This is a genomic window from Salegentibacter sp. BLCTC, from assembly GCF_015143665.1.
In the GTDB taxonomy this organism is placed as follows: Bacteria; Bacteroidota; Bacteroidia; order Flavobacteriales; family Flavobacteriaceae; genus Salegentibacter; species Salegentibacter maritimus.
The window spans coordinates 150,815-172,322 of record NZ_WYEW01000006.1; the positions used below are offsets into that span (position 1 = coordinate 150,815).

19 protein-coding genes are annotated in these 21,508 nt (G+C 36.4%); 14 read left to right on the top strand and 5 right to left on the bottom strand.

Annotation, left to right across the window (positions count from 1 at the left end; all coding sequences use genetic code 11):
• Window positions 1-21: 21 nt before the first annotated feature.
• The gene (locus tag GUB10_RS08720; protein ID WP_193711050.1) at window positions 22-2,652 is read right to left on the bottom strand and encodes a valine--tRNA ligase; all 2,631 of its coding nucleotides are present in this window, start codon (window positions 2,650-2,652) and stop codon (window positions 22-24) included.
• Between the two features lie 135 nt (window positions 2,653-2,787).
• Here GUB10_RS08720 and GUB10_RS08725 point away from each other — a divergent pair, with 135 nt between their 5' ends.
• From GUB10_RS08725 to murB, 3 genes are all read left to right on the top strand, one after another.
• Window positions 2,788-3,177, top strand: coding sequence for a DUF1573 domain-containing protein (locus GUB10_RS08725; protein ID WP_193711051.1), 390 nt, complete (start codon window positions 2,788-2,790; stop codon window positions 3,175-3,177).
• Between the two features lie 254 nt (window positions 3,178-3,431).
• Window positions 3,432-4,622 (top strand): pyridoxal phosphate-dependent aminotransferase, encoded by a 1,191-nt coding sequence (locus tag GUB10_RS08730; RefSeq protein WP_193711052.1) that lies wholly within the window; start codon window positions 3,432-3,434, stop codon window positions 4,620-4,622.
• A 10-nt stretch (window positions 4,623-4,632) separates the two neighbouring features.
• The gene (gene murB, locus GUB10_RS08735; protein WP_193711053.1) at window positions 4,633-5,646 is read left to right on the top strand and encodes a UDP-N-acetylmuramate dehydrogenase; all 1,014 of its coding nucleotides are present in this window, start codon (window positions 4,633-4,635) and stop codon (window positions 5,644-5,646) included.
• Between the two features lie 105 nt (window positions 5,647-5,751).
• On the opposite strand, the gene GUB10_RS08740 is transcribed toward murB, so the two are convergent.
• Window positions 5,752-6,369, bottom strand: a complete 618-nt coding sequence (locus tag GUB10_RS08740; RefSeq protein WP_193711054.1) for a fasciclin domain-containing protein — start codon at window positions 6,367-6,369, stop codon at window positions 5,752-5,754.
• A gap of 312 nt (window positions 6,370-6,681) precedes the next feature.
• Here GUB10_RS08740 and GUB10_RS08745 point away from each other — a divergent pair, with 312 nt between their 5' ends.
• The 6 genes from GUB10_RS08745 (at window position 6,682) to GUB10_RS08770 (ending at window position 12,802) form a co-directional block, all read left to right on the top strand.
• Window positions 6,682-6,888, top strand: coding sequence for a membrane or secreted protein (locus tag GUB10_RS08745; protein ID WP_193711055.1), 207 nt, complete (start codon window positions 6,682-6,684; stop codon window positions 6,886-6,888).
• A 5-nt stretch (window positions 6,889-6,893) separates the two neighbouring features.
• A complete protein-coding gene (locus tag GUB10_RS08750) occupies window positions 6,894-7,997 on the top strand; it encodes a glycosyltransferase (protein ID WP_193711056.1) in 1,104 nt (367 codons plus the stop codon).
• Window positions 7,988-8,560: an RNA polymerase sigma factor gene (locus GUB10_RS08755; protein WP_193711057.1), complete on the top strand. Its 573-nt coding sequence runs from the start codon at window positions 7,988-7,990 to the stop codon at window positions 8,558-8,560. Before GUB10_RS08750 ends, GUB10_RS08755 begins: the two co-directional genes overlap by 10 nt.
• Window positions 8,561-8,633: 73 nt before the next feature.
• Window positions 8,634-9,512 (top strand): lipoyl synthase, encoded by an 879-nt coding sequence (gene lipA / locus GUB10_RS08760; protein ID WP_193711058.1) that lies wholly within the window; start codon window positions 8,634-8,636, stop codon window positions 9,510-9,512.
• Window positions 9,513-9,529: 17 nt separating this feature from the next.
• On the top strand, window positions 9,530-10,537 hold the full coding sequence (gene gap / locus GUB10_RS08765; RefSeq protein ID WP_193711059.1) for a type I glyceraldehyde-3-phosphate dehydrogenase: 1,008 nt from the start codon (window positions 9,530-9,532) through the stop codon (window positions 10,535-10,537).
• A 39-nt stretch (window positions 10,538-10,576) separates the two neighbouring features.
• Window positions 10,577-12,802 carry an ATP-binding protein gene (locus GUB10_RS08770; protein ID WP_193711060.1) on the top strand — a complete coding sequence of 742 codons (2,226 nt, stop codon included), beginning with the start codon at window positions 10,577-10,579 and terminating at the stop codon, window positions 12,800-12,802.
• A gap of 60 nt (window positions 12,803-12,862) precedes the next feature.
• On the opposite strand, the gene lpxK is transcribed toward GUB10_RS08770, so the two are convergent.
• Window positions 12,863-13,867, bottom strand: a complete 1,005-nt coding sequence (gene lpxK, locus GUB10_RS08775) for a tetraacyldisaccharide 4'-kinase (RefSeq protein WP_193711061.1) — start codon at window positions 13,865-13,867, stop codon at window positions 12,863-12,865.
• A gap of 101 nt (window positions 13,868-13,968) precedes the next feature.
• Between lpxK and GUB10_RS08780 the strand changes: the two genes are divergently transcribed.
• Window positions 13,969-15,063, top strand: coding sequence for a Nif3-like dinuclear metal center hexameric protein (locus GUB10_RS08780; protein WP_193711062.1), 1,095 nt, complete (start codon window positions 13,969-13,971; stop codon window positions 15,061-15,063).
• Between the two features lie 2 nt (window positions 15,064-15,065).
• The gene (locus tag GUB10_RS08785) at window positions 15,066-15,845 is read left to right on the top strand and encodes a zinc ribbon domain-containing protein (RefSeq protein ID WP_193711063.1); all 780 of its coding nucleotides are present in this window, start codon (window positions 15,066-15,068) and stop codon (window positions 15,843-15,845) included.
• A 328-nt stretch (window positions 15,846-16,173) separates the two neighbouring features.
• Here the strand turns inward: GUB10_RS08785 and GUB10_RS08790 are convergent, their stop codons facing one another.
• Window positions 16,174-16,815, bottom strand: a complete 642-nt coding sequence (locus GUB10_RS08790; protein WP_193711064.1) for a hypothetical protein — start codon at window positions 16,813-16,815, stop codon at window positions 16,174-16,176.
• A 314-nt stretch (window positions 16,816-17,129) separates the two neighbouring features.
• On the opposite strand from GUB10_RS08790, the gene GUB10_RS08795 reads away from it, so the two are divergent.
• The 3 genes from GUB10_RS08795 (at window position 17,130) to GUB10_RS08805 (ending at window position 20,016) form a co-directional block, all read left to right on the top strand.
• Window positions 17,130-17,696: a hypothetical protein gene (locus GUB10_RS08795; protein ID WP_193711065.1), complete on the top strand. Its 567-nt coding sequence runs from the start codon at window positions 17,130-17,132 to the stop codon at window positions 17,694-17,696.
• Window positions 17,693-18,355 (top strand): peptide-methionine (S)-S-oxide reductase MsrA, encoded by a 663-nt coding sequence (gene msrA, locus GUB10_RS08800; protein WP_193711066.1) that lies wholly within the window; start codon window positions 17,693-17,695, stop codon window positions 18,353-18,355. Before GUB10_RS08795 ends, msrA begins: the two co-directional genes overlap by 4 nt.
• Before the next feature lie 173 nt (window positions 18,356-18,528).
• On the top strand, window positions 18,529-20,016 hold the full coding sequence (locus GUB10_RS08805) for a potassium/proton antiporter (RefSeq protein WP_193711067.1): 1,488 nt from the start codon (window positions 18,529-18,531) through the stop codon (window positions 20,014-20,016).
• Here the strand turns inward: GUB10_RS08805 and GUB10_RS08810 are convergent.
• The gene (locus tag GUB10_RS08810; RefSeq protein WP_193711068.1) at window positions 20,008-21,369 is read right to left on the bottom strand and encodes an NAD(P)/FAD-dependent oxidoreductase; all 1,362 of its coding nucleotides are present in this window, start codon (window positions 21,367-21,369) and stop codon (window positions 20,008-20,010) included. The two genes, GUB10_RS08805 and GUB10_RS08810, sit on opposite strands and share 9 nt — an antisense overlap.
• Between the last annotated feature and the right edge of the window lie 139 nt (window positions 21,370-21,508).

The window sequence follows — 21,508 nt, forward strand, 5'->3', positions numbered from 1 at the left end:
TACTCCGCCTTTATTTTTGTTTTAACTTAAACCTTTTAAGCTGGCTTTAATAGCTTTAATCTTCGCCTCAGCATCAGCTTTCTTTGCTTTTTCTATAGCTACAACTTTTTCGGGCGCATTATTTACAAATCGCTCGTTAGAGAGCTTCTTCTCTACAGATTTTAGGAAGCCTTCATTATATTTTAATTCTTCTTCCAGTTTTTCAATTTCAGCTTCAACATCAATAGCACCGGCAATAGGAATAAAGTACTCATTAGATTTCACTCGGAAGGAAAGCGCACCTTCCACCTGTGTATCTACGTAATTAAAAGCATTTATATTACCCATCTTTAAGATCACAGGATCAAAGAATTCTGAAGCATTTTCGTTGTTCATTACCATTAGGTCTATGGTATTTTTAAACGAGATATTTTTCTCTTTTCTTACCTTTCTTATCCCTGCAATGACTTCTGAAGCCAAAGCAAATTCGTTAATTATTCCTTCGTTATAATCCTTAATCTCCGGCCATTTCGCTACAATTAAAGCTTCAGAAGGTTTTCTTTCAGTAATTTCCTGCCAAATTTCCTCAGTAACAAACGGCATAAACGGATGGAGAATCTTTAAGTTATCTTCTAAAATTTCTATTACTGCTTTATATGTTTTGGCATCTATAGGCTCACCGTAAGCCGGTTTTACCATCTCAAGGAACCAGGAGCAGTAATCGTCCCAAATCAACTTATAAGTGCTCATTAAAGCATCACTCATTCTATATTTAGCGTAGTGATCTTCAATTTCCACGAGGGTTTTTCTAAACCTGGCGGTGTACCAATTAATTGCAATTTTTGAGGTTTCGTCCTGCTCTTTTTCTTCAGAAACTTCCCAGCCCTTTACCAGCCTAAATGCATTCCAAATTTTATTTGAAAATGCACTACCCTGTTTACAAAGATCTTCTTCAAACATCAAATCGTTTCCGGCCGGAGAACTTAAAAGCATTCCTACCCTAACACCATCGGCTCCATATTGCTCTATTAAACCTAGCGGATCGGGTGAGTTCCCTAAGGACTTGGACATTTTTCTCCGCTGCTTATCACGAACAATCCCGGTAAGATAAACGTTTTTAAATGGTCGTTCTCCCCTGTATTCGTAACCGGCCATAATCATTCGTGCTACCCAGAAAAATAAGATTTCGGGAGCAGTCACAAGATCGTTAGTTGGATAATAATATTTAATTTCTTCATTCTCCGGTTCTAAAATCCCATTAAAGACACTCATAGGCCATAACCAGGAAGAAAACCAGGTATCCAGAGCATCTTTGTCCTGGGTTAATTCTTCTGCCTTTAAATGGGCATTTCCCGACTTTTCTCTCGCTTTCTCCAGGGCTTTCTCTGCAGTTTCGGCAACCACAAAGTCTTCTTTTCCACTCCCGTAAAAATAAGCCGGAATTTGATGTCCCCATAAAAGCTGGCGGGAGATATTCCAGTCGCGAACATTCTCCATCCAATGCTTATAGGTATTCAAAAATTTATCGGGCACCAAATTAATTTCATCACCAACCACAGCATCTATTGCAGGTTTGGCCATTTCTTTCATCTTTAGAAACCACTGGTCACTAAGTTTGGGTTCTATAACAGCACCGGTGCGTTCACTGGTCCCTACTTTATTAATATGCTCTTCAATTTTGGTAAGCACGCCCATTTCTTTTAGTTCTTCTACGATCTCCTTTCTAACCTGGAACCTGTCTTTCCCTTCATAATGCATTCCGTAAGCATTAAGACTGGCATCGTCGTTAAGGATATCTATCACTTCAAGATTATGCTTATCTCCAAGCATTTTATCATTTTCATCATGGGCCGGCGTCACTTTTAAGCAACCCGTACCAAACTCTACATCTACATATTCGTCTTCAATAATTGGTATTACCCTATTACAAATTGGAACAATTGCTTTTTTACCTTTTAAATGGGCAAAACGTTCATCGTTTGGATTGATACAAATTGCCGTATCCCCCAATATAGTTTCGGGACGTGTAGTAGCTATACTTAATACGTCATCACTACCTTCTACTTTATAATTAAGATAAAAAAGCTCGCCCTGTTTCTCTAAATGAATTACTTCCTCGTCAGAAAGGGTAGTTTTTGCCTGTGGGTCCCAATTTACCATTCGATACCCGCGGTAAATGAGTCCTTTTTCATATAAATCAACAAAAACCTTAATTACAGAAGCTGACATCTTTTCATCCATGGTAAACTTGGTGCGTTCCCAATCGCAGGAGGCTCCTAGTTTTTTTAGTTGCTCAAGGATAATCCCCCCATGTATATGTGTCCACTCCCAGGCATGCTGTAGAAATTCCTCACGACTAAGATCGTTTTTATCAATTCCTTCTGCCTTTAATTTTGCCACTACTTTTGCCTCAGTTGCAATAGAAGCATGGTCGGTACCCGGCACCCAACAGGCATTATAGCCTTTTAATCGAGCTCTTCTCACTAAAACATCCTGAATGGTATTGTTAAGCATATGCCCCATATGTAAAACACCGGTTACGTTTGGTGGTGGAATTACAATAGTGTATGGTTCTCTATCGTCTACCTCTGAATGAAAATAATTGTTTTCCATCCAGTAGTTATACCATTTATCTTCTACTTTTTTTGAATCGTATTGGGAAGCAATCGCCATATTGGTCTGGTTTTTGAAAAATAAGAGCAAAAGTAAATATAACTTAAGGATTATAAAAGAAGTTGATTTGATTATAATTTTGTGTACACAGCAATTCGGCTTATTTTTATCATTCGTTTTTAAATATTAATAATTATGAAGAAATTTATTGCTATCGCCATTTTTGTTGTTGCTGGTATAGGCACGGTTATGGCGCAGGAAAAAGCCAAGATAGAATTCAAAACTGAAACTATTGAATATGGCGAAATAGAAAAAGGAAGTGATGGTGTTCGCGTTTTTGAATTCACCAATACAGGCAATGCCCCATTGGTTATTGCCAATGTAACCTCTAGTTGTGGTTGCACCATTCCTAAAAAACCGGAAGAACCCATTAAGCCGGGAGAAACAGGAGAGATTCAGGTAAAGTACAACACAAATCTTGTAGGCCCTATTAGAAAAACAATCACTGTATATTCTAATGCCGAAGAATCAACAAAATCACTTAAAATTAAGGGGCGGGTTATTGAAAAAGATAATAATAGTTAAAGACTATTAAAGCCTAAAAAGCCGTTTAAAAAGTCTTATGCACATTAAAATAAGCTTGTAAAGTTTTTAAAATTATAAATCTTGAATCAAGTTTAGATTAGCGTTATCTGGCATTTTAAACGGCTACCTCTATACTTTTAAGTTTCAAATTTAATTTTAAGGAACAATTTTTAGTTTTTGATAAATTATAACTAAAAACTAATCAGAAATCTTCTTAGATTTTTGCATGTTTGCAATGTATTAAAATAAATCTCATGCCAAATATATCGAACAAAGGGCGCAATATGCCCGAATCTCCAATAAGAAAACTAGTACCCTTTGCTGAAGCAGCTGTAAAAAATGGAAAAAAAATCTATCAATTAAATATTGGCCAACCGGATATTGAAACCCCAAAAGCAGCTTTGGCAGCAGTTAAAAGCAATGATATAGATGTGCTTTCATACAGTCATTCTGCGGGTTTTGAATCTTATAGAACCAAACTAGCCCAATATTATAGAAAAAATGATATCCCGGTAGATGCACAGGATATTATTATTTCAACCGGGGGCTCTGAAGCTTTGATGTTTGCTATGGGAAGTATTACCGACCCGGGTGATGAGGTAATTATCCCAGAGCCTTTTTACGCAAATTACAATGGTTTTGCAACCGCATCTGGGGTGCAAATCGTTCCCATTAAAGGAAGCATAGAAAATAATTTTTCGCTTCCTGCAATTTCAGAATTTGAAAAATTAATCACCGACAAAACAAGGGCTATTCTTTTATGTAATCCCGGAAATCCTACCGGTTATTTATACACCCGTGAAGAAATACAGCAACTTGCAGATTTAGCCCTGAAACATGATCTTTTTATTGTTGCCGATGAAGTGTATCGTGAGTTTGCATACGATGGGGTTAAGCATCATTCCATTATGAGTATTCCCGGCCTGGAACAACACGCCATTATGGTAGATTCGGTTTCTAAACGCTACAGTATGTGCGGAGCAAGAATTGGCTGCCTTGTTTCAAAAAACCTGGAAGTAATGCGTGCTGCCATGAAATTTGCACAAGCAAGATTGAGCCCGCCTACCTTCGCTCAAATAGCCGCAGAAGCTGCATTAGACACTCCAGATGAATACTTTGATGAAGTAAACAAAGAATATACAGAGCGAAGAAATCTTTTAATTGAAGGTTTAGAGAGTATACCGGGTGTAAAAGTTGCCAAACCTAAGGGGGCCTTCTATTGCATTGCCGAGCTTCCTGTTGAAAATGCCGACAATTTTTCACAGTGGTTGTTAGAAAGTTTCGATTACAACAATGAAACGGTAATGATAGCTCCTGCAGCCGGCTTCTACTCTACCCCTAACACAGGTCTAAACCAGGTGAGAATTGCATATGTATTAAAGAAAGAAAATCTGGAGAGAGCCATTGAAATCCTAAAGATTGCTCTAAAAGAATATAATAAATAACACATCATCTATGCAGGTTGCTGAAAATTTCTCCCTGAAGCAATACAATACTTTTGGTGTAGATGTAAAAGCCAGAAAATTCATATCTGTAAGCAGTAAAAAAGAGTTACGTGATGTTTTACAGCAGGCTTATGCAACAGAGATATTTGTACTGGGAGGCGGTAGCAATATGCTGCTTACCCAGGATGTAGATAAAACGGTTATTCATATTAACATTAGTGGAATTGAACTTATTTCTGAAAACAACGAAGAAGTTATCTTAAAAGTTGGTGCCGGCGAAAACTGGCACCAATTTGTATTATATTGTATTGAAAAAGGCTATGGCGGACTCGAAAATCTTTCTTTAATACCCGGTAATGTAGGTACTGCTCCTGTTCAAAACATTGGTGCTTATGGGGTTGAACTTAAAGACAGCTTTAAATCTTGTGAAGCCCTGCGCATACAAACTTTGGAAGTTGAAACCTTCAATAACGAACAATGTGAATTTGGTTACAGAAACTCTGTTTTTAAAAACAAACTAAAAGGTCAATACATTATCACCTCGGTAAACTTTAAACTTAGTAAAAAAAATCATGAGTTAAGCACTTCTTACGGTGCGATCCAGGCCGAATTAGACAAGCATAATATCAAAAAACCTACTATTAAAAATATTTCTGATGCCGTTGTAAATATTCGTCAACAGAAACTACCAGATCCGAGGGAGTTGGGCAATAGTGGTAGCTTTTTTAAAAACCCAATAGTTAGCGAGACTGAATTCAAGAAGTTACAACAGCAATTTCCTGAAATGCCCTTTTACGCTGTGCAGGCCAACCAAATTAAAATCCCTGCAGGCTGGCTTATAGACCAGGCAGGTTTAAAAGGATATCGCAAAGGTGATGCCGGTATACATAAAAACCAGGCTTTGGTTTTGGTTAATTACGGAAATGCCAGCGGGCAAGAAATTTTAGAATTATCTAAAGAAATTCAGGAAAAAATTTATCAGAAGTATAATATAAAACTAGAAGCTGAAGTGAACATTTTTTAGATAAAAAGTTTAAAATTGATTTTACAAAAAATATCCCCGCAACAGGATACTAAAAAAAGAGGCTGTTTATAAACAGCCTCTTTATATTTGTTAATCAATCAATATTTACGAAGCTTTTTTCATTACTACACCGTCAATAAGGTGCACCATTCCGTTAGAAGCTTCAATATCTGTAGCGATAATGGTAGCTGTGTTCCCATTTCCATCCTTAAGCACAATATTATCTCCATCTGCCATAGCTGTAAGTTCTGCCCCTTCCATAGTAACAAAAGTTACTTCACCACCTCCATCTTCAATCATCTGACTTAAATCTGAAGCCGTAATTTCTTTATCTACTACGTGATATTTAAGAACACCTGCTAATTGATCTTTATTCTCACTCTTCATCAATTCATCTAAGGTAGCTTTATCAACTTTTTCGAAAGCACTGTTGGTAGGTGCAAAAACTGTATATGGACCTTCATCTTCGGTAAAGGTTGTTGCCAATTCGGCATTTTTCAATGCACTAACTAAGGTACTTAGAGAATCGGTTGCCATCGCTTTGGCAGCAATACTATTAGATTCCATTTCCATGCGTTCCTCTTCAGCTTTCATTTTAGCCTCTTGCTCTGCTGCTTCCTGCTCCATTTTTGCCTTTTCCTCTTCCTTCTTCTTGGTATCTTCGCAAGAAGTAAAGCTAAATGCAAAAACAGCTAACATTATTAATAAAATTTTAGATTTCATAATTTAGTTTTTAATGGTTTAGACCTCCTAATTTATCACCTAAACTTTACAATTACAGTGCATTACGATTAAATTTTAGTTAAAGTGTGTAAAGCTTATGCTAATATGCGTTTGAATTTTCCCAAAAGTCAATTTATTGCTATTTTTGCACTAAATTTCATCGTGTGACGGCCAGAGGGGTATTACATAGATTTTTTAAGGTTTAGATATAAAATCTATAGTTTTTAAATTTCGATTTTTGGCTAAATATCTAATGTCACATTCATATTGAAATTAATTAGAAGGGGGAGAAATTAGAAATATCACGTAGTTATGCAGTTACTTATAATAACAGTTTTGCTTTTAGGGTTGGCTTTCGCTGGAATAGCCATTAAAATATGGGGAAAAAAAGACGGTAAATTTGCCGGAACCTGTGCCAGCCAGAGCCCATTTTTGAATAAAGAAGGAGAAGCTTGCAGTTTTTGCGGAAAATTACCCGAAGAACAAGGCGATTGTTCTGGAGAAAAGAAGGCTAACTAAGTTACATGGCAGCAATTCTACTGGGGCTTTTTTTTCTGTTTTCAATAATTATTTTAGGCTTTTACCTCGCTTTTTTTGCTTTTGCCAAAGATAAAAGTAAAAATCCCGAAGAGATAGACTTGCCTATATCGGTTATTGTTTGTGCCAAAAACGAAGCCGAAAATCTTAAAAACTTCCTTCCTCCCATTCTAGATCAGGACTACCCTAATTTTGAAGTAATTATTATAAATGATGCTTCTTTAGATAATACCTTAGAAGTTATAGAGCATTTTCAAAGCCTGGACGGCAGGGTTAAACTTGTAAATGTTAAAAACAATGAAGCATTTTGGGCAAATAAAAAATACGCACTTACCTTAGGTATAAAAAAGGCTCAAAACCCGTATTTAATATTTACCGATGCAGACTGTGCGCCACAAAGCCCAAATTGGATTAAACACATGGCTAACGGATTTCTGCAAGAAAAAAGCATTGTACTAGGCTATGGTGGGTATTTTAAAAACAGTAAGTCTTTACTAAACAAGCTAATTCGTTTTGAAACCTTACTTACCGCTATTCAATATTTCTCCTATGCAAAATTAGGAAACCCGTATATGGGTGTGGGAAGAAACCTGGCCTATACTTCAAAACAGTTTTACGACCAAAAAGGTTTTGCCAATCATTTACATTTAAGATCTGGAGATGATGATCTTTTTGTTAACGAAGCAGCAAACTTTAAAAACACCTTTATATGTCACCATCCGGAAGCAAGCACGAGAAGTGTTCCTAAAACAGATCTAAAATCCTGGTTTCACCAAAAAAGAAGACACGCATCAGTAGTAGGATTTTACAAAACAAAAGATAAAATATTATTGGGCTTGTTTTTTACTGCACGCTTCTTCTTTTGGATTTTACTTGCCATTTTGCTTATACTCCAGTTTCAGTGGCAACTGGTTGTAGGTTGCGCAGCAGTCGTGCTATTGGTACAGGGAATAGTGTACACACAATCGGCTAGAAAATTACAAGAAACAGATGTAATTTGGTTGTTTCCCTTTTTAGAAGTATTTTTAATTTTCACCCAATTTGGCATATTTATCGCGAACAGCATTTCAAAACCAAGGCATTGGAAATAGATCAGCAATTGCTCCTTACCCGAATTAAAGCGGCAAAAAATGGAAGCCAGTCGGCTTTTAATTATCTACTCGATACATTTTGGGATAGTGTATATGGATTTCAGCTAAAAAAAACGGGGAACGCGTACGAATCAGAAGATATCACTATTCAAACTTTTTCTAAAGCCTTTAAAAGAATTGAAACTTTTGATGAGGAATATTCTTTTAACACCTGGCTAATAGCCATTTCAAAGAATATTCATGTTGATATGATTAGGAAGCAAAAATCTTCTATTAGCTCTCAAACTACCTCCGACCATAATGAAAAAGTATACCGCATTGCTGATGAAACACCTACAATTGAAGACAAATTAATTAGCGAACAACACTTAGCTCAACTACTTACCGATATTAAACAGTTAAAACCACACTACCAGGAAGTTATTAATCTTAGGTACTTTCAGGAAAAATCTTATAAAGAAATTGCTGAAACCCTGAATGAACCCATGAATAATGTAAAAGTAAAACTTTTAAGAGCCAGGAAGTTACTGGCCAAAATCATTGAAGAAAGAAAATTGGTGTAAGTTCTTTAGGACTTAACGATCTAATTTATGCAGTTCATTAGATTATTGTATCTTTGAAATCTAGATTTTTACTATGAGTACAGACACTATAAGCCCCGTAAAAGAAAAGCCTAAAGCTAAACCAAAATGGCTAAGGGTAAAACTTCCAACCGGTAAAAAATATACCGAACTTCGCAGCCTGGTAGACAAATATGATCTACATACAATTTGCACTTCCGGCAGCTGCCCAAATATGGGGGAATGCTGGAGTGAAGGTACTGCTACCTTTATGATTTTAGGAAATATTTGTACCCGTTCCTGCGGATTTTGTGGTGTAAAAACCGGCCGTCCGGAAACAGTAGATTGGGACGAACCTGAAAAAGTTGCCCGCTCTATAAAAATTATGGGGATTAAGCACGCCGTGGTAACCAGTGTAGACCGCGACGATCTTAAAGATATGGGATCTATAATTTGGGCGGAAACCGTGAAAGCCATTCGCCGAATGAACCCTGAAACCACCCTAGAAACTTTAATACCAGATTTTCAGGGAAATGAACGCAATATAGACCGTATAGTAGAAGTAATGCCAGAAGTGGTTTCCCACAATATGGAGACGGTTAGAAGACTTACCCGGGAGGTTAGAATTCAAGCCAAGTACGATCGTAGTCTTGAAGTTCTTCGCTATCTCAAGCAACAAGGTGTAAACAGAACCAAATCTGGAATTATGTTGGGACTTGGTGAACAGGAAAACGAAGTAATACAAACCCTGCATGATCTTAGAGCAGCAGACGTAGATGTGGTAACTATTGGGCAATACCTACAACCCAGTAAAAAACATTTACCGGTAAAGCAATTTATCACCCCAGATCAATTTAAAAAATATGAGGCAATTGGGCTGGACCTCGGATTTCGCCATGTAGAAAGTAGCGCCCTGGTTCGTTCTTCTTACAAAGCACATAAACATATAGATTAAGTTTTTTTCCGATTTAAATGAACAAAAGCATCAATATAGCCATAAACGGTTTTGGCCGTATTGGGCGAAGCCTATTTAGGCTTTTAATATCACATAAAAGCATCAATGTAGTTGCTATTAACGATGTGGCCGACGCCAAAACCCTGGCTCACCTTTTAAAATACGATAGTATCCACGGAATTTCGCCTGCTGAGATTTCTTCCGAAGAGGACAAGCTTATAGTAAATGGAATCTCTATCCCTTTATTAAACGAATCCCATCCCAAAGAGATTAACTGGAACAAACATAGAGTTGATATTGTAGTAGAATCTACAGGAAAGTTCAAGACCAAAGAGGAACTTCAACATCACATTACCAATGGTGCGAAAAAGGTGATTTTATCTGTTCCACCTGAAGATAATGATATTAAAATGGTGGTATTGGGCGTCAATGAACATATCCTGGATGGTAGTGAAGAAATTATTTCAAATGCCAGCTGCACTACCAATAATGCCGCCCCCATGCTAAAATTGATTCATGAAAATTTTATAGTAGAACAAGCATATATTACAACCATACACTCATACACCTCAGACCAGAGCTTACACGACAAACCACATAGGGACCTTAGAAGAAGCCGTGCAGCAGCCCAATCTATAATTCCTACTACTACTGGAGCAGCAAAAGCATTAACCGGTATTTTCCCCGAGATTAGTGAAGTTATTGGAGGTTGTGGAATTAGGGTTCCCGTACCCAACGGTTCCCTAACAGATATGACCCTTAATGTTCGTAAAGAAACCAACATAACGGCCGTAAACAAACTCTTTAAAGATGCGGCTACAACTTCCTTAAAAGGAATTCTTAGTTACACCGAAGATCCCATTGTTTCTATAGACATTAACAATAATCCGCATTCTTGTATTTTTGATGCTCAAATGACATCGGTGATAAGTGGCAAGCTAGTCAAGATTATTGGATGGTATGATAATGAGATCGGTTATTCCAGTCGTCTTATCGATTTAATTTCAATGGTTAATGAGAAATAACTATCTTTATATCCATTAAGCGTATGCTGATTTTCCATAATGAAGAGATTCAACTTTATACTAATATTCGTATTTTATTGTAATTTTTCTTTTGCAATTCAGCAAGACGATTCCAAACATCTTCAATTGGCCAATGAAAGAATTCAGCAGTTAATCAACGATGCTGAAGTTTCAGTAAATACATTAGATTTTGACCGCGCCATTGAACAATTAAATTCTTCTTTAGAACTTTCAAAATCTATTGATGATAAGCGCTTTATTGCATTATCCAGTAGTATTCTTGCCAAACTTTATTATATAAGACACGAATACGATAAAGCGATAACCGAGTTAAACCGGGCAATTTCTATTCAACGTGAAGTGGGCGACGAAAAAGGATTGGCTTACAGCTATGTAAATTTTGCTAAAATTTTTATGGCTAAACATAACAAAACCCGGGCAAACCGTTATCTCAACCTGGCAGAAGAACTCTACTTAAAATTAGACAATCAGGAATACCTTGGAATAGTTTCTTTAAACCGGGCGATTATCATTCAAAAATCTGAAAAACAGATCAATGAAGCCTTAAAACTTCTGGAAAAGGCAAAAATACAACTCTCAGAGTCTGAAAACATGTACGAACTTTCAAGACTCTATTACTATACCGGTAGAGCTCATATAGCCCTCAAGAACTACGAACTGGCCGAAGAGAACTGCAACAAGGCATTAGCAATCGCCAAGGCTAACAATTTTGGCGGCATGATAATGAGCATCTATAAGCAACTGAGTATAATTTATGAGGAAACCGGTAATTACAAGACTTCCCTGGATTATCTTCAAAAAAGTTATGCACGTAATGACTCCATAATTGCAATGAATAAGGAGGTACTGGCCGAACAAGCAAACGCCAAATATGGAATAGATGCCTTGCAAAGTAGTTTAAATGAATTGAGCCTTCAGAATGCCGAACAAGAAAGCAAGTTAAAAGTTAATAAACTAACCACAATTCTTAGTGTGGCACTTATTACCATTCTCTCACTTTTAACCCTGTCACTCTACAAAAACAATAACTTAAGGGCCCGTGCTAACGAATTGCTACAAAAGAAAAACACAGAGCTTACAAAAGCCAAAGAAAATGCGGAAAAAGCTTCCCTGGCCAAAGCTCAGTTTCTCTCTACCATTACCCACGAGTTAAGAACGCCCCTATATGCTGTAACCGGCCTTACACACCTATTGTTAGAAGAAAGCCCTACCGAAAACCAAAAAGAGCATCTTAATTCATTAAAATTTTCTGGTGAATATTTACTTTCACTTATCAACAACATTTTAGACCTCAACAAACTGGAAGCTAACAAGGTAGAAGTTATGGAGGCTTCTTTTGACCTAAAAAAGCGTATTTCAGATGTATTGGTTGCACTTCAAAACTCGGCAGACCAAAAAAATACTAAAATCCACCTTAACTACGACAATTCTATTCCCGAAGAGATAAAAGGCGACCCATTAAAAATATCACAAATCTTAATAAATTTAATTGGAAACTCTATAAAATTCACCGAAGACGGGGATATATGGATTAATGTCTCTAAAAACTCTCACGAAGGAAATATTATTTTACTTGATTTTGAAATTAAAGATAACGGCGAGGGAATTTCAAAGGAAAAACAAAAAGCAATTTTTGAAAACTTCACCCAGGGCTCCACACAGATTAATCGTAAATTTGGGGGAACCGGTTTAGGATTATCTATAGTAAAAAATCTTCTTAGTTTACTAGGCAGTGAAATTGAGCTGGAAAGTGATTTGGGCAAAGGTTCAACTTTTACTTTTCAGCTAAAGTTTGAAGCTAAAGAAATAGAAAATAATACAAATAAAACATCCCAGGATGCAGAAGCACCTGTTGAAGATAGATTAGAAGGCAAAAACATACTTATTGTGGAAGACAATAAGATAAACCAAATGATTACCCGTAAAATCCTGGAAAAACATCAGGTTATTTGCGAGGTGGCCGATAACGGTACTATTGCTGTAGAAAAAACCAAGGAAAATGAATACGATCTTATTCTTATGGATATCCATATGCCGGGAATAAGCGGGATAGAAGCCACTAAAGAAATTAGAAAATTTAATACTGAAATCCCCATCATTGCCTTAACCGCTGTTACTTTAGACGATAATCTTGATGAGTTCTACTTAAACGGATTTAGCGATATTATCCCAAAACCCTATAAAACGGAAGAATTTTTCCTGAAAATTAATAAGCAATTAGCCTTAAAACAGAGCACGGTTTAAAAAGCACCCTAGGCACTTTATTAAACATATTACTCACTATTAAGTAGGTACAAATAAAACCTATTGTCCTTTTACAAATTTTATTATTTCGGTCTTAAATTCTGCTTCGTTATTTAAAAAAGCAGTCTTTACCGGCAGGTAGTAGAGCTGCCTGGGTTTAAAATAAGTATATAAACGCACGTAATCTTTTTCGGTAGTTAAAATTAGTGCTTCTTTGGTTAGCTCTGTTATTTCTTTATCGGTAAAATTATGATGGTCTTTAAAAACACGATGCTTAAAGTTAAAACCTTTTGTCTTTAAATAATTTACAAGTGGTTTAGGATTTGCAATCCCCGTAACCAAAGTAAAACATTTATCTTTTAAATCATCTAGTTCAATGCTGGCTTCTTCAGAGTTTATTTCTTCAGAATAATCAATAAAACTAAAATATAATTGCTGGTAGTTATGTAATCTAAGTTTAGTTCTAATGGTATCCATTTCTCTATGTGTAAGCTTTCGCGGGCATTTAGTAACCACAATTATTTTAGCCCGTTCTGCCCCTACTGTTGGCTCTCTTAAATTCCCCGTTGGCAACATAACATCATCAACATATAAATCACTGTAAGCAGTGAGTAAAATATTCAGCCCAGCCTTTACTTTTCTATGTTGAAAAGCATCATCCAATAAAATAATTTCTGCATTTTGTTTTCTAAGATTTGAAATTCCATTTTGCCGGTTGGCGTCTACCGCAATCATAGCTTTATTAAACTTTCTTTTAAATTGTAAAGGCTCATCTCCCACCTCTGTTGCCGGCTCTTCTCCACTTAATAACTTATAGCCAGAAGTACTTCTCCTATACCCCCTGCTTAAAGTAGCAACTTTATAGTTTGGCAGAAGAAACTTCAGTAAAAACTCTATCATTGGCGATTTGCCCGTGCCCCCCGCATTTAGGTTCCCTACACATATCACCGGAAAATCATAAGATCTAGAATCGAGTATTTTGGCGTTATAAAGCAAATTTCTACTCCAGGTTATAAAACCATATAATAACGCAAAAGGAATCAGCATTTTTCGTAAAATCTTCATACAGGGCAGACTATAATAATTATATTTGGACTTAGCTGAATTAAAAATTATCACGAAATTAATAAAAACCAACCTCCTAAGTTTATAAAAACTAAAAACAAATGCTTGTAAAAGAAGTTATAGCTATAATTGAAGAATTTGCCCCGCCAGCTTATGCCGAAGATTTTGATAATGTTGGCCTTTTGGTGGGTAATAATAACGCAAAAGTTACCGGAGCACTTATTACCTTAGACAGTCTGGAAAGTGTTGTAGATGAAGCTATCGATAAAAATTGCAATCTCATTATTAGTTTTCATCCCATCATTTTTTCGGGTATAAAAAAGCTAACCGGTAAAGACTATGTGCAAAAAACAATTATTAAAGCAATTAAAAACGATATAGCGATTTATGCAATTCATACCGCTCTAGACAATCAATACAAAGGGGTAAACGATATGATATGCGAAAAGATAGGGCTTAAAAATAGACAAATTTTAATTCCGCGTAAAAACAGTATAAAGAAACTAACCACCTTTGTTCCAAACCAACAAGCCGCAGAGGTAAGAAACGCCCTTTTTGACGCCGGTGGCGGAAGTATAGGAAATTATGACCACTGCAGTTTTAATGTTAAAGGAGAAGGTAGTTTTAAACCCAACGAACAGGCAAACCCGGTAATTGGTTCCCACGGAAACCTACATTTAGAGGAGGAAACACAAATAGGCGTTACCTACCCGGCTCATTTGGAGAGCACCTTGATTACCGCCCTGTTTAAAAGCCATCCTTATGAAGAAGTAGCGTATGAAATAAATACAATTGATAACAAAAATCAACATTTAGGAATGGGAATGATAGGTGAACTGGAAAACCCGGAAAACCCTACGAGCTTTTTAAAAAGAATTAAAAATCAATTTAACTGTGGTTGCATAAGGCACTCAGATTTTGGAGATACACAAATCAAGAAAGTGGCAGTTTTGGGTGGTAGTGGCAGCTTTGCCATTAATGAGGCAAAAGGTGCCGGAGCCGACATCTATCTTACTGCCGACTTAAAATACCATGATTTTTACAAAGGCGATAAAAACTTTATTTTAGCCGATATTGGCCATTATGAAAGTGAGCAATTCACAAAAGATTTATTACATTCTTATCTTACAAAAAAAATTAGTAATTTTGCACTTATTTTAGCAGAGACAAACACCAATCCAATCAAGTATATATAACTATGGCAAAAAAGAACGATGTTACTGTAGAAGACAAGTTAAGAGCGTTATACGACCTTCAGCTGGTTGATTCCAGAATTGATGAAATAAGGAACGTACGCGGTGAGCTTCCACTAGAGGTAGAAGATTTGGAGGATGAAGTAACAGGATTGAGCAAGCGTTTGGAAAAAATGGATGCCGATATTGAAGTGATCGAGAACGACATTAAGAGTAAGAAAAACCTTATTGATGAGTCTAAATCGACCATGAAGAAATATGCTGAGCAACAAAAAAACGTGCGTAATAACCGTGAATTTAATGCGCTTAGCAAAGAAGTTGAATTCCAGGAATTGGAAATAGAACTTGCCGAAAAACACATTAAAGAATACAGGGCTCAAATTGAACAGAAAAAAGAGTTAATTGAGCAAACCAAAGGACGTTTGGAAGAAAGAAAAAAACACCTTGAGCATAAAAAAGGTGAATTAAATGAAATTCTTGCCGAGACAGAAAAAGAAGAAGAGGCACTTATAAAGAAATCAGCTGAGCTAGAAAAGAATATCGAAGAACGCCTGGTAAAAGCTTATAAGAGAATAAGAGCTAATGTTAAAAACGGACTTGCTATTGTACCGGTTGAAAGAGGTGCTTCTGGAGGTTCTTATTTTACAATTCCGCCGCAGGTAATTATGGAGATTGCCGGTAGAAAAAAGATTATTACCGATGAACATAGTGGTAGAATCCTTGTAGATCAAGAGCTTGCCCAGGAAGAACAGGAAAAAATGCAAAATCTTTTTGCTAAATCTTAAGATTAAAGCAAGAAAAGCTAAACATTAAGCCTCACCGGTTAAAACATAAAAACCGCCTAAAATATCAATTTTTAGGCGGTTTTATATTTTCATAAGTAAACTACATCGGGACAAGCCCATGAGGCCATTCGTTGGAAACATTTTTTTAATTTCGAGACAACCCGGGTACTAATAAAAAAGCTGTCTGAAAAATCTATTCTCATCAAGCTGAACTTGTTTCAGCTTCTAACATGTTTTTAATTACCAACACCTTAGATCTTGAAATAAATTCAAGATGACGGTTTTAAAAGCTTTTCAGACAGCCTCTTTTTTTTATAATTCTATTTGGTTACTCTGCACACTCTACAGAACAGTCTTCAATACCACCAAACCAAGAGTCGCCATTGGTTAGGCTAATTGTAGAATTGTTTCCTTCTTCAGCACAAGCGTCTGTAGAACCACATTCACTTAAAGAAACTTGTTGAGAAAGCTCTATCATTGCCCCTATTACCGGCGAAGGCTCCTCTACTATAGGCCAGCCGTCATGCCACTTATTTGAAGAGTTATTAGCCTTTCCTGGTTTAAATAATACTGAAGTTAGAACCTGTCCCGTACTCAATTCAATATCGAATTGATCAAAACCGTTTTTCAAGGCTTCGAAATTGGAAAATATCATATATTCCCCTGTATTTGGGTTAGTTATAGTTAAACCTTCAATAGCATGTTTACTGGTAGTAGAAGTGCTGTAAGGCAATTCATCAATAAATTTAAAGTTAAAATTTCTATGCTCATCATTAAATTTGGAAGTTTCGCCAGTTTCCTTAAAAATATAGGTAATAGCTTCAACCTTAAGAACTCCTTTGTTTTCTAGCGCGAGCTCTTCTTCGAGTTCACTGGCATTAGGTGTAGCTTCTTCTGACTCTGCAGTACATGACTGAAAACTAATCAATAATACTAAAATACCTGAAAATAATGTAAATCTATTTTTCATTTTGATTGGGGGGTTAATTAATAATTATAAAATTTCTAAGCTTGCTGTTAAGTCCTATTTATAATGGCATTTCTATAGAAATACTTTTTGAGTTTCATTTGAAATCAATTCTCAAATCGCTTTTTAACATTAAAGCGATAAAATTAAACAAAATTATTAAATCCTGTTAAATTGCGATAAAATTATTTGCATCTTTCAAATATTTCAAAATGAAAAATACCTCAACCACAATAAACATACTATGGATTAACAAGCTTTTCACATATATTTTCTTTTTTAAAACTACCTTTATTATCAACTAAACCTTTTTAGTCATGAAGTTTTATATTAGTATACTTTGCCTGGCCTTGATGCTGGTATCCTGCAAGAACAACAGTCAGAACAGTGATTCAGATACCCAAACAGAAGAAAACAATACCACTAAGTTTGATTCTACAAACACAAGCGCCGGGGTTGATATTCAAAAAAAGGCAGAAGGTAATACTAAGAACAATTTAGGTTCTTTAAGTACTGCTATTTCTGGTAATACATATTTAAAAAACAACGAAACTAATTGTAGTTGTTATTGCCTAAAATTTGAAACAGATAATCGCATGGAGTTATGTTTGGCCGAAGATAAATTCTATATCGAAGCTAAATACAATCAGGCTGGCGATGTTGTGAACTTTTATTACGTTAAAGCCTTAAATGAGGAAAACAATCAGGACATTCCCTGGGATAAATTTGATACTAATATCCCTATTGCCGTATTGAACCAGGGACAAAACGGTATGCTTACATTAGATTGGAAAGGTTTTTCTATAGATGGAGAACTGGCCGTAGATTATGCTATCTATGGCAAAAAAACATTAGAAGGAACTTATAAAAAAATAGAGCAATGAAGCGATTTTTCTTACCCACAATCATATTCTTACTAATCTCTTGCGGAAACAATGCGCAGGAAAAAACCGTCACCAAACCAGAAATTGCCAATGCAGACCCGATAGAGGTTCCTTCCGAAAATGGTTATGAAAAAGCCTACTTTGCCAGTGGGTGCTTTTGGTGTGTTGAAGCTATTTATGAAAGTGTAGCAGGAGTAAAAGAAGCCATCTCGGGATATGCCGGTGGCCATACCAAAAATCCAACCTACGAATCCAGCAACACCGGAAAAACCGGGCACGCTGAAGCTGTTGAAGTTATTTACAACCCAGATGTGGTTAGCTTTAAAACTTTAGTAGAAGTTTATTTTGGCTCACAGGATCCCACCCAGGTAAATGGACAGGGTCCCGATATAGGTTCTCAATACAGATCTTTAATCTTTTTTCAAAACGAGCAACAAAAGGAGATTATTAATGAAGTGAAAAACGCAGTTGCTGAAGATTACAAAAAACCAATTGCTGCCGAAATTCTACCTTTTCAGAAATTTTGGGTAGCCGAAGATTATCATCAGAATTATGAAAAAAATAATCCTAACAATCCTTACATCCAAAAGGTTTCTATTCCCAGGTTAAACCGCTTCAAGGAAAAATTCCCTGAAATCCTTAAAGAAGAATCACATTAAAATTTTAAGAATTTAATATTCATTATTCCTAAAATTCAGCTTTATTGAAAAAGATGAAATATTTACTTTTATGGCTGAAATCAAACCCGGCTTCTTAAAATTGTATAATATAAAAATTAGCGAGCGTACCTTAAAGTTTAAAACTATTCCAAGGTAGTGCATCAAACTATCTCATGAGCATCACTATAGAAAACATTCTCTTAATAGGTTCGCTTTTGTTGTTTATAAGCATTCTTGCAGGCAAAACTTCCTATCGTTTTGGTGTACCGACCCTGGTGCTTTTTCTTGCTGTTGGAATCCTTTCGGGATCTGAAGGTATTGGGGGCATTTACTTTAACGACCCTAAACTAGCCCAATTTATAGGTATTGTTTCCCTAAATTTCATCTTATTTTCCGGTGGCCTGGACACCAGTTGGAAAACTATAAAACCTGTAATGTGGCAGGGAATTTCCCTTTCTATTCTTGGTGTTTTATTTACAGCGGTAAGCGTAGGCGCGTTTGTATGGTTTATTACAGACTTTACTATTTACGAGGGCTTATTACTTGGCGCCATAGTATCTTCAACAGATGCTGCTGCCGTCTTTTCAATTTTAAGATCAAAAAACCTGGCCCTAAAATCTAATCTCAGACCTACACTGGAGTTAGAAAGCGGTAGTAACGACCCCATGGCCTATTTTCTTACCATTGCATTTTTAGGCCTCGTAGTAAATCAGGATCAAAGTATTTATAGTATAATCCCATTATTCCTACAGCAAATTTTTATTGGCGCATTACTTGGTTTTATTTTTGGAAAACTAAGTAAAATAGTAATTAACAGGATTAAATTAGATTTTGAAGGACTTTATCCTGTACTGGCCATAGCCTTAATGTTTATAGTATTTTCTGCTACCGATGCCCTTGGTGGTAATGGCTTTCTAGCCGTTTATTTAAGTGGTGTGTACCTTGGGAATCACAACATTATTCATAAAAAGACCATTATGCGCATGTTTGATGGGCTTGCCTGGCTTATGCAAATTGTACTCTTCCTTACCTTAGGTTTATTGGTTTACCCATCGCATATAGTTCCTGTGATTGGCGTGGGAATTTTTATCTCGGTATTCCTTATTTTTATAGCAAGGCCTTTGGGGGTGTTTCTAAGCTTAATTTTCTTTAAAATGAAGATGCGCCGGCGTTGGTATATTTCCTGGGTGGGCCTACGTGGTGCTGTCCCTATTGTATTTGCTACCTATCCTTTACTTGCCGGGATTGAAAAAGCCGATATGATTTTTAACATTGTATTCTTCGTTTCCCTTACTTCGGTATTAATTCAGGGTACAACTCTATCTATAGTGGCAAAATGGCTTAATGTTGCGCTCCCAATGAAAGCCAAGCAAAAATCGCCGGTCGATGCTTTTATGGCCGATGATGCCAAATCTTTTTTACGGGAAATAAACATCCCGGAACATAGTCATTCGGTAGGAAAAAGGATTGTAGACCTTAAATTCCCGAAAAAAGCAATCATTGCTATGATTTCCAGAGACGACCAGTTTATTACCCCAAACGGAAACACGGTGGTTGAAGCCAATGATATGTTAGTGGTGTTAACCGAAGATGAAGAAACTATGCTTGGAGTCTATGACTGCCTGAATATTCTAGCTGATGTTCAGGAAGATTTAGACTAAGAAAGCCGATTTGTTTTCTAAAAGTTCCAGAATTTTAGTTTCAACTTCAGCAGAATTCCACTTTTTTTCGATGTCGGGAAGCTCCATAATGCGATCCATAATTTTTCGCTGATAATCCCCAATAGCCAAAGCTTCGGCATAGGGTTTATCAGAAAAAGTAACCCTGGAGTATAAGGGTACCCAGGAATCTGGGTGCTTACTAGAGAACCAGGTCTCAATTTTCTTCCGAAGTAAAAAATCGGGGTCGGCTGTTTTACTGCTCATTTCTATAAAATTTCTATAGCTCAATTCTGCAATAGCATCAGCATTGGGTTTTCTGGAGTTTTGATATTCTTCAAAAATACTTTCCCAATCATCGCCAAATTCCTTCATTTTTTCACTTAAAACCAAAATATCTTCGAATCCGGCATTCATGCCCTGCCCATAAAATGGAACAATGGCATGCGCCGAATCACCCACCAACGTAACTTTTTCCCAATAAGACCAGGGAAAACATTTAACGGTTACCATACTACTGGTGGGATTTTTAAAGAAATCCCGTTTTAGGTTCTCAATCTCATTGTTAATATCAGGGAAATGCTTTTGAAAAAACGAATCGGCATCTTGCTCTGTTTTTATACTTTCAAAAGAATTTTCACCCTCAAAAGGCATAAACAAGGTACAGGTAAAGCTACCATCTAAATTGGGCATGGCAATTAGCATAAATTCGCCACGAGGCCAAATATGAAAAGAGGCATTATCTAATTTATGGGTACCATCTTCGTTTGCTGCGATACTTAGCTCTTTATACCCTACATCTATAAAGTGTTGTGAATAGTTAAACCTGCTCTGTCTTTGCATTTTATGCCTCACCCTGGAAAAAGCGCCATCGGCACCAAAAATCAAGTCAAATTGATATTCTTTCCACTCCCCTTTTTCACTTTCTCCCGTATACAATTTAGCTTCAGCCATAGCTATATCCCACACTTTTTCTTCAAACCTAAACTTAGCCCCGGCTTCTTCGGCCAGGCTAATCATTTTTCGGTTTAAAACACCTCTGGAAATAGAGTAAATTGCTTCTTCCTCTTTGCCGTATTTTTGGTAATAAAGTGGCCTATCATTCACATGCATTGCCCTTTTATCTAATGCTAAAGCCAACTTTTTTATTTCATCTTCAATCCCCACTGCCCTTAAAGCCTTCCATCCACGATTAGACATAGCCAGGTTAATTGAACGGCCAGAAAATTCAACTTTCCTAACATCTTTTCTACGATCAAAAACCTGGACCTCGTGCCCGGCTTTTCTAAGATAAATAGCGAGTAAAGATCCAACCAGTCCCGAGCCTACAATGGCAATTTTTTTTGGTGTTTGCATAAAGTGCCTACTGTGCATCTCCTTTTTTAAATTTTATAGTTTTCGGAAAATGCGATTTAAACTACGAAAGTACTTATTTCTACTGACTTTAGGCAGGGGGAACCTTTTTAAGAAACTTCTATTTACCATTTAATTAACA